Genomic DNA, 7507 nt, shown 5'->3' on the forward strand with positions numbered 1-7507 from the left:
TATTAATCCCGAAGATAATTTTCATGAAGTTGCAATTGCCATCCATTCCGCTCAGAAGCTATCCAATAACCCTTCATTACCTGTATTAAAAGCGGCTACTTTCCTGCCCGATAATACAATCGTAAAATTCGACCTCGCAATAACCAATAGTTTAAAAAACTTGCTTATGCAACTTCCACGACAGGATTCATCGGGAAAATTAAAGAATAGTTTAGGTCGTATTGGTGGTTTAATTAACTCACCTTTGTTTCAGGATGAACTATCTATTGGAATATTACCTCCTACGGAAGGAGATATGCCGGGTATTATTCTAATCACTATGTGTAACCAAATAGATACCTTGAAATCTCTATTAGGTATTACAGCAGTAGCCGAAGAACCTATAAACGGATTTGAGGTATTAAAAGCCGATTTGCAAAAATTGGCAAAAATTCCTCTATCTTTTTATATTGGTTTAAAATCTCCTCATGTGATTGTAACAAATAATAAAGACCAACTTGCCCAAGTCATTGAAAAAATTTCCCAACCTCCTCAGGAAAACACCAATCAAAACATGCAAAATACCTGCCCGTATGGATTTATCTCTAACGATGCAAATGCCATGAATACATTCTTCGCCAACAATCCTGACCTTTTGAAAATAGACGCTGTTAAAACTCTTTCAAAAATATTACCTAATATTCCTGAAATGTGTATGTATAATAATGATGCCTGGTATTTGTTGAAAATAAAAGCAACCATATAGCAGGTTAGAATTATGAACAATGAGAGAATTATTCTTATCTCATGGGAAGGTTGTACATTGAAAGGGGTATTGAATGATTCTCCCACTGCCAGTAAGTTATGGGAAATACTTCCTGTTCATTCTATAACCCATCGTTGGGGAAATGAAATATACTTTGAAGTTCCTATAAAAACAACGCTGGAAGAAAACGCAACGGATGTTGTTCCGCCAGGGACTATTTGTTTTTGGGTAGAAGGCAATTCTATTGCGATACCTTTCGGGAAAACACCTGTTTCAATAGGAAATGAGTGTAGGCTTATCACGGATGTAAACATAATCGGTAAAATTTTAAGTCCGATTGACCCCTTATTTTCTGTTAAAGAAGCCACCAAAATAAAAATTCAGAAATCTAACGGAACTAAATCATAACCTTATTCGGAGATATAGGATTGAAGGTTTTTTATTGGTATTGGAATGAATTTTTAGGCAAGATTATCTCCAAAACAGAGGATATTACTGGTTATGAACTGATAGAACCCTGGGCACCGATAGTAGTAAAAGGTGCTATTACTTTTTTTATTCTCTTATTAATTTACGAAATTTATCTCAGGATTTATAAATTTTGGCGAAGACGAGAATTTATATCTGAAAGCACACCCGTTATTCCTCCTTCATCAGAAACTGTAGATAAAGAATCAGAGTTTATTCAACAATTAGAATCCTTAAAAGCACCTCAACAAACTATCGAACGATTGAAGAAAGAGAAAAAATATGACCAGTTGGGTGAAGTATATGTATCCATGCAGAAATATAAAGAGGCAGGTTGGGCATTTGAAAAAGCAGGGATGTTAAAAAGAGCCGCAACAGAATATGCCAAGGCAGGCAAAACGGAGTATTCGGCAAAGTTATTACTAAGAGCCAATGAACCTCAACAGGCTGTCCAGTTATTGGTAAGCATTGGAAAGACTAAAAAAGCAGGAAAATGGTTGGAAAGGGAGGGAAAACTGGATATAGCAAGTTTCCTGTGGTGGGAAGTGGGGTATTATAAAAGAGCTGTTTCATTATGGTTAAAGTGGATGAATACTTTAAATAATAACCCTCAGGAAAAAGCAATTTTTTTTAACAAAATCATTCAATATATCTATAAAAATGGGATTCATAACATCCCTGATAAGTATAAAAAATCTCTTTTAGAACCTTTAAGTCAGCAAATGATTTTAGAAAAAAGATATGACCTTGCTATTGATTTATTAAAAAATTGCGGAGAACATCAAAAAGCAGAAATGTTACTAAAACAATTAACAAGAAAATAAAAGTGGTGGAGACTTTTCTCAATAAACAACCCTGTTTCTCACTCGATTATATGAAATCCAGAACTTGCGTAAACGGTCAAGAATCTTCTCATCAAAAACTATTGGAGAAAAAGCGGCTATTTGATACAACTGAGTAATTTCTTCTATTTCTTCGCGTAATACTTCTAAACTCTGCGGTAAATTTTGTAAAAATTCTAATGGCGTTTCGCTATGTTTTTTCGGGACACCTAAATCTTCTGCCAACGCACAGAGTGCTAAATAGGCATATTCTATATGTTCATTAGGGTTAAATTTTTTGCTCATTTCAGGATGGGATAATGAACTCACAAATTTAATGGATTTGGATTTATTAACCGATACCCTCTTCCTGATTTTTAACTGTTTTGGTCTTCGTTCAATAAATCTTTTTAACCATTGAAATCCAATTTTACCTTTTTGCACAGACATCTGCAACCATTTTACAAACATTCTTTTAACTGCTTGAAATAGAACCCATACACTCACAAGGACAAGAATTGTGATTATCACATATCCTAATTTTTGAAGTAACATCTGTTGTTGCCATATTTCCGTAGGAGTTGCCACAACAGGATTTAATTTGAAGGCACTTCCACGAACCCATGGGTCTGCTTGATGTTCTGCAACATAAAAAGGTTTGGGCAATGCAGGTAATGGAAGATAGGCAGAAGCTACCATAGCAATAATAATTATTGACAATCCTGAAATAACCCATGTAATACCTAACAAAGAAGGGACAGAAACTCTTCGCACTTTATAATATTCCCTAAGTCCTCCAAGACTTGTCATTACAAGGAGCAATAAAGCGGAAAAGACATATAGCACAAGATAAAACCATCCAGCATTGATTATCTCCTGACCTCCATTTACAAGGATACGAAGTCCTAAAGAAAAAATCCCCATAACAGGAATGCTAAAGAACAATATTGATATACCTGCGGGAATTTTGGAAAGGCGGTCTCCAAGTCCCATAATACTGTATGTAATATCTTTCACTGAAGGTTCTTTAAAAGTTAGTTGTGTAGGGTCAACCGCTTCCAATTCGTAAAACAAATCGGGACCTGTCGTTTTAGATTTTTTTCGGGATTTTTGTTCTCTACTTTTTTCGAATGCCTTACTCAGACTGGTGGCTATACCGATTTCTCCTGCACTTATATTCTCATCAATACAACATTCATAAGTTATCCTATTCGTAAGCCACCACAAGAATATTACAACGCCCATATTTGACAGGAAAGCCATAAAGTTATTCCCCGTAACAAGGTTGTATATGAAGGAACCTGTTCCGTATGCAGAGGTGCTAACCATAACATAAAAACTTATTGTTAAGCCCAAAGCGAAACCATAAACAACCCCATCTTCTACACTTTCCGTTGCAAAAATCCTGTTTACAGCCACAACACCCAAAATAAAACAAAAAACAACAAATCTTAAATTACTATCATTAACCGCTGTATATATGTATCGAACATCTAACAGGAAAAATACAATAGACCATAGTAATATTAAAATAAGAAAGGGATTGATAATACTAAGAAGTGTATCGGTAAGTGTCCATTTTGCTTGAAAATCCATACCTCCAATTTTTTTGTTTCTTGTTAGATTTATATCTAAAAAATCTTCACGGACAGGAATTCGGGGTGGAGGCGTTTCTTCATTTGCTACTTTAGAAGAAGGCTTTTCTTCTTTTTCACTCCACGATAAACTGCCATCTTCCATCCATTCTGGAATTCTCATTATTAGACTCCAATCCTTTGAGGTGCTATATAAAACAAATCCTGTTCATGTTGTATATGAAAAACGAAAATTCCTAATTTTCCTAATTTGATAACTGCTTCTTGATAGGCATTGTCATCTTTAATAATAAAAACATTAACAATAAATCCCCTTGCTTTCATATTTTCAATAACTGAAGCAAGATCATCTGAAACTTGGGGAACTATTAAAACAAGAGCGTTATCTCTTGGAATATGAGGTGCAGTTATTTGTAAGAGATAAGTCATACTCACTATTTTATTGGGAACAATTCTCGCAAGATTTTCTAATATTTTTTGTAATTGAACAGGAGACCTTTTGGTAGGAACCATAAGAGGACTTATACGCTCTGGTTGTATTTCCTGGACCAATTTTGTAATCAGGTCATCACGAGCAAGAGATGTTTCGGAGTCTCTTTGGTATTTTGCTGTATCACTTGCATCAAGTCCATTGGTAACCAAACCTACAGGTTCACCGGAAAGGTAAAGAAGATAAGCAATAGAGGCTGTCGTTGTTATAGCCAATTCCATTCGTTCTTCTCGATTCTGTGGAAGGTAGTTATCTTCAAACATATCTATAGCAAGAGTGGCACCTAATACAGTTGCGGGTTCATAGGTTTTTACTTGTAATTTATTTGCTTTAGCAGAAACTTTCCAATGAATGGATTTTATGGGGTCTCCAGGCACATATTCCCGTATTCCATAAATTCGTGTTGGGTCTTCATAAATTTTATGGGACACTCTTACAGGTCCATGTGGTCTCCTCGTGGATACTTGAAAACTTTTTATATATACCACAGAAGGTAATACAGTTATATATTCTTGCTTATCATCTGTTCGGAAGCGTCTTTGTAATCCAAAGAAATCCCCTGTTTCTAACATCAAAGGACCAATCTTATGATAACCCCGTCTTGGAAATCGCAACTTGTAAGAAATTGTAACCATTTCATCAGGCATGAGCATTAAAAATTGTGCATTCGACCCTATACATTCACTTCCCGAAGGAATAATATCCTCCACATATACCCATGGTACAGGTAACCAAAATTTGTTACGAACAAAAACAGTTACTTCTACTTCCTGCCCTTCATTGATAATCAAAGGACCAACAGAGCGATTACACTCTATGATTTTTAACCATAACCTGTTCAGAAAATCAGAAATTACAAAAATCATCAAAAAAACATAAATTGCATAAACCAGATACATACTCTTGAATAAAAAGCCTAATGATAGGATAAATGCAAGTAAAATTATCCAGAATAGTTTTGATACAATATAATTTCGTTTATCCATTTACTTCCGTTCACATTTTTTTGACATAAAACATTAAAATCCTTAATAATTGATAAAATATTCTTTCATTATTGGTCAAAGTAATTCAAAAGAAATAAGTAATAAAATAAACTTATGCAAGGAGATTAAAAATGAGCCAAGAAATTAAAACCACAAAATTATTTGTAGGTAGTTGTGTAGCCCTTATAGCCACAGCAATGACCTTCGCTGTATTAAGTGCTATTATGAACCCCTTAAAGCAACAATTTCTTTTAACTAACGAACAGGTAGGTTGGATAGGTGGAGCCGGACTTTGGGGATTCCCTATATCCATTTTAATTTTTGGACCTCTCTGCTCCGTACTGGGAATTCGATTTTTACTTCGTCTTGCATTCCTATTTTTTGTTAGTGGTATATCCCTTATGATTTTTGCGAATGGTTTCTGGATGTTATTTTTTGGAGCATTAACAATTGCCTTTGCCAATGGACTTGTAGAAGGGGCTTGTAATCCATTAGTGGCTACTTTATATCCTGACCGAAAAACACAAAAGTTAAATCAATTTCATGTATGGTTTCCGGGTGGTATCGTGATTGGTGGATTGCTCTGTTATTTCCTTGACAAGGCAGGTATTACATCCTGGCAACTTAAAGTAGGTTCTATTTTAATTCCTGCATTCTCTTACGCGTTTATTATGCTCATGGAAAATTTTCCTGTAACAGAACGGGCTCAATCGGGTGTAAGTTTTGGTGAAATGATTAAAGAAACATTAGGGAGACCCTTATTTATCCTTTTATTTATCTGCATGATGATGACGGCTTCTGTTGAATTGGGACCCAATCGTTGGATTCCTTCTGTTCTCGAATCCGGTGGAATTCCGGGAATGTTGGTTTTAGTGTGGACAAGTCTATTAATGGCATTGTTAAGACAATTTTCGGGTCCTGTCGTAAACAAACTATCTCCAACGGGAATGTTGTTGAGTTCATCTATTTTATCGGGTATAGGGCTTTACATGCTTAGTTTTGCCAGTACCTATACTTCCATATTCATCGCTGATACTATCTTTGCATTAGGTGTTTGTTATTTCTGGCCTACTATGTTAGGTGTTGCTGCAGAAAGAGTTCCTAAAGGCGGTGAATTTGCCCTTGCCTTATTAGGTGTAGCAGGAAATATTGCGGTAGGTCTTTTAACCATACCTTTAATGGGTAGAGTGGCAGATTACTACGGACATGAAAAGTTTGATGCACAAAAAACTGTTGCAGTAGTTCAAGAAGTATCTAAAGTATTTCCGGAATACATAAAAAATAAAACCGGAAAAGAACTGGCCGCAATTAATACCCTTATAGAAGATGCTAAAGAAGTAGAAAATTATTTCGCAACTAACAAAAAACTTCCAGAAATTAAAACAGCAAACCTTTTAAGGGCTATTCTCTTGTTAGCTCCAGAACAATCTGAGATAAGTAAATCAGCAAAGGAACTATTAAATCCTGCTGAACTATATGGAGGGCGTATTGCTTTCCGATATGTTTCCGCACTTTGCATTATTCTTGTAATTGTTTTCGGTCTTATTTATGGAAGAGATGTCATGCAAGGTGGATATAAAGCCGAAAAAATAACTGGTTAATACATCATTAATAAAAACTTTCAGGATACATTTCGTTGCAAGGGATAGAACATTTCCTATCGTCAATATCGGACTATATATGGGGCTATCCTGCTATTATCCTACTGTTAGGAACGCATATTTTTCTAACAATCCGATTGCGTTTTATTCAAAAATATATAACAACTGCGATACGGTATTCTTTTTTACCTGCCCAAAAGGAACCGGGAGAAATTAGTCATTTCGCTTCTTTAATGACAGCCCTTGCCGCTACCGTTGGCACAGGAAATATTATAGGTGTAGCAACTGCAATATCCGCAGGAGGTCCGGGTGCTGTTTTCTGGATGTGGCTCACAGGAATTTTAGGATTTGCTACGAAATATTCCGAAGCAGTTTTGTCTATTAAATTCAGGATACAAAATGAAAACGGGGAATTTGTAGGAGGACCTATGTATGTTTTGGAAAGAGGCCTCCATTCTAAATTTTTTGCATTTCTTTTTGCTCTTTTTACTGTAATTGCATCATTTGGAATTGGGAATATGGTGCAATCCAACGCCATGTCCAATATGTTAAATGAGTCCTATAAAATTCCTACACTTTTAACAGGTTGTATTGTCGCATTTCTAACGGGATTAGTCATCTTGGGCGGAATTAAAAGTATTGCTCGTGTTTGTGAACTATTAGTCCCATTTATGGTGGTTTTCTATCTTTTGGGATGCATTGGAATTTTGATAATTCATTATCGAAATGTCCCGGATTCTATTATCCTAATATTTAAATCAGCATTTACAGGGCAATCTGCATTGGGAGGCTTTTTAGGAG

7 protein-coding genes are annotated in these 7507 nt (G+C 35.5%); 5 read left to right on the forward strand and 2 right to left on the reverse strand.

The annotated features are described in order from the left end of the window. The 3 genes from PLA12_11725 to PLA12_11735 all read left to right on the forward strand — a co-directional run. On the forward strand, positions 1-745 hold a 745-nt coding region (locus PLA12_11725; protein ID HOQ33166.1), incomplete at its 5' end, for a hypothetical protein. Between the two features lie 12 nt (positions 746-757). Continuing rightward, positions 758-1153 (forward strand): cyclophilin-like fold protein, encoded by a 396-nt coding sequence (locus PLA12_11730; protein HOQ33167.1) that lies wholly within the window; start codon positions 758-760, stop codon positions 1151-1153. A gap of 20 nt (positions 1154-1173) precedes the next feature. Further along, positions 1174-2037, forward strand: a complete 864-nt coding sequence (locus tag PLA12_11735) for a hypothetical protein (protein ID HOQ33168.1) — start codon at positions 1174-1176, stop codon at positions 2035-2037. A gap of 18 nt (positions 2038-2055) precedes the next feature. On the opposite strand, the gene PLA12_11740 is transcribed toward PLA12_11735, so the two are convergent. After that, positions 2056-3792: a DUF4129 domain-containing protein gene (locus PLA12_11740; GenBank protein ID HOQ33169.1), complete on the reverse strand. Its 1737-nt coding sequence runs from the start codon at positions 3790-3792 to the stop codon at positions 2056-2058. A 2-nt stretch (positions 3793-3794) separates the two neighbouring features. Further along, on the reverse strand, positions 3795-5105 hold the full coding sequence (locus PLA12_11745) for a DUF58 domain-containing protein (protein ID HOQ33170.1): 1311 nt from the start codon (positions 5103-5105) through the stop codon (positions 3795-3797). 131 nt (positions 5106-5236) lie between these two features. Between PLA12_11745 and PLA12_11750 the strand changes: the two genes are divergently transcribed. Both PLA12_11750 and PLA12_11755 read left to right on the forward strand, forming a co-directional pair. Beyond that, positions 5237-6706 carry an MFS transporter gene (locus PLA12_11750; GenBank protein HOQ33171.1) on the forward strand — a complete coding sequence of 490 codons (1470 nt, stop codon included), beginning with the start codon at positions 5237-5239 and terminating at the stop codon, positions 6704-6706. A 35-nt stretch (positions 6707-6741) separates the two neighbouring features. Continuing rightward, positions 6742-7507: amino acid carrier protein (locus PLA12_11755; protein HOQ33172.1), on the forward strand; the 766-nt coding region annotated here is incomplete at its 3' end.

This window comes from Candidatus Hydrogenedens sp. (genome assembly GCA_035378955.1).
Classification (GTDB): Bacteria; Hydrogenedentota; Hydrogenedentia; order Hydrogenedentales; family Hydrogenedentaceae; genus Hydrogenedens.

Coding starts and splice junctions, on each gene's coding strand:
- PLA12_11730 (HOQ33167.1), top strand. CDS start 758: ATGAACAATGAGAGAATTATTCTTATCTCATGGGAAGGTTGTACATTG.
- PLA12_11740 (HOQ33169.1), bottom strand. CDS start 3,792: ATGAGAATTCCAGAATGGATGGAAGATGGCAGTTTATCGTGGAGTGAA.
- PLA12_11745 (HOQ33170.1), bottom strand. CDS start 5,105: ATGGATAAACGAAATTATATTGTATCAAAACTATTCTGGATAATTTTA.
- PLA12_11750 (HOQ33171.1), top strand. CDS start 5,237: ATGAGCCAAGAAATTAAAACCACAAAATTATTTGTAGGTAGTTGTGTA.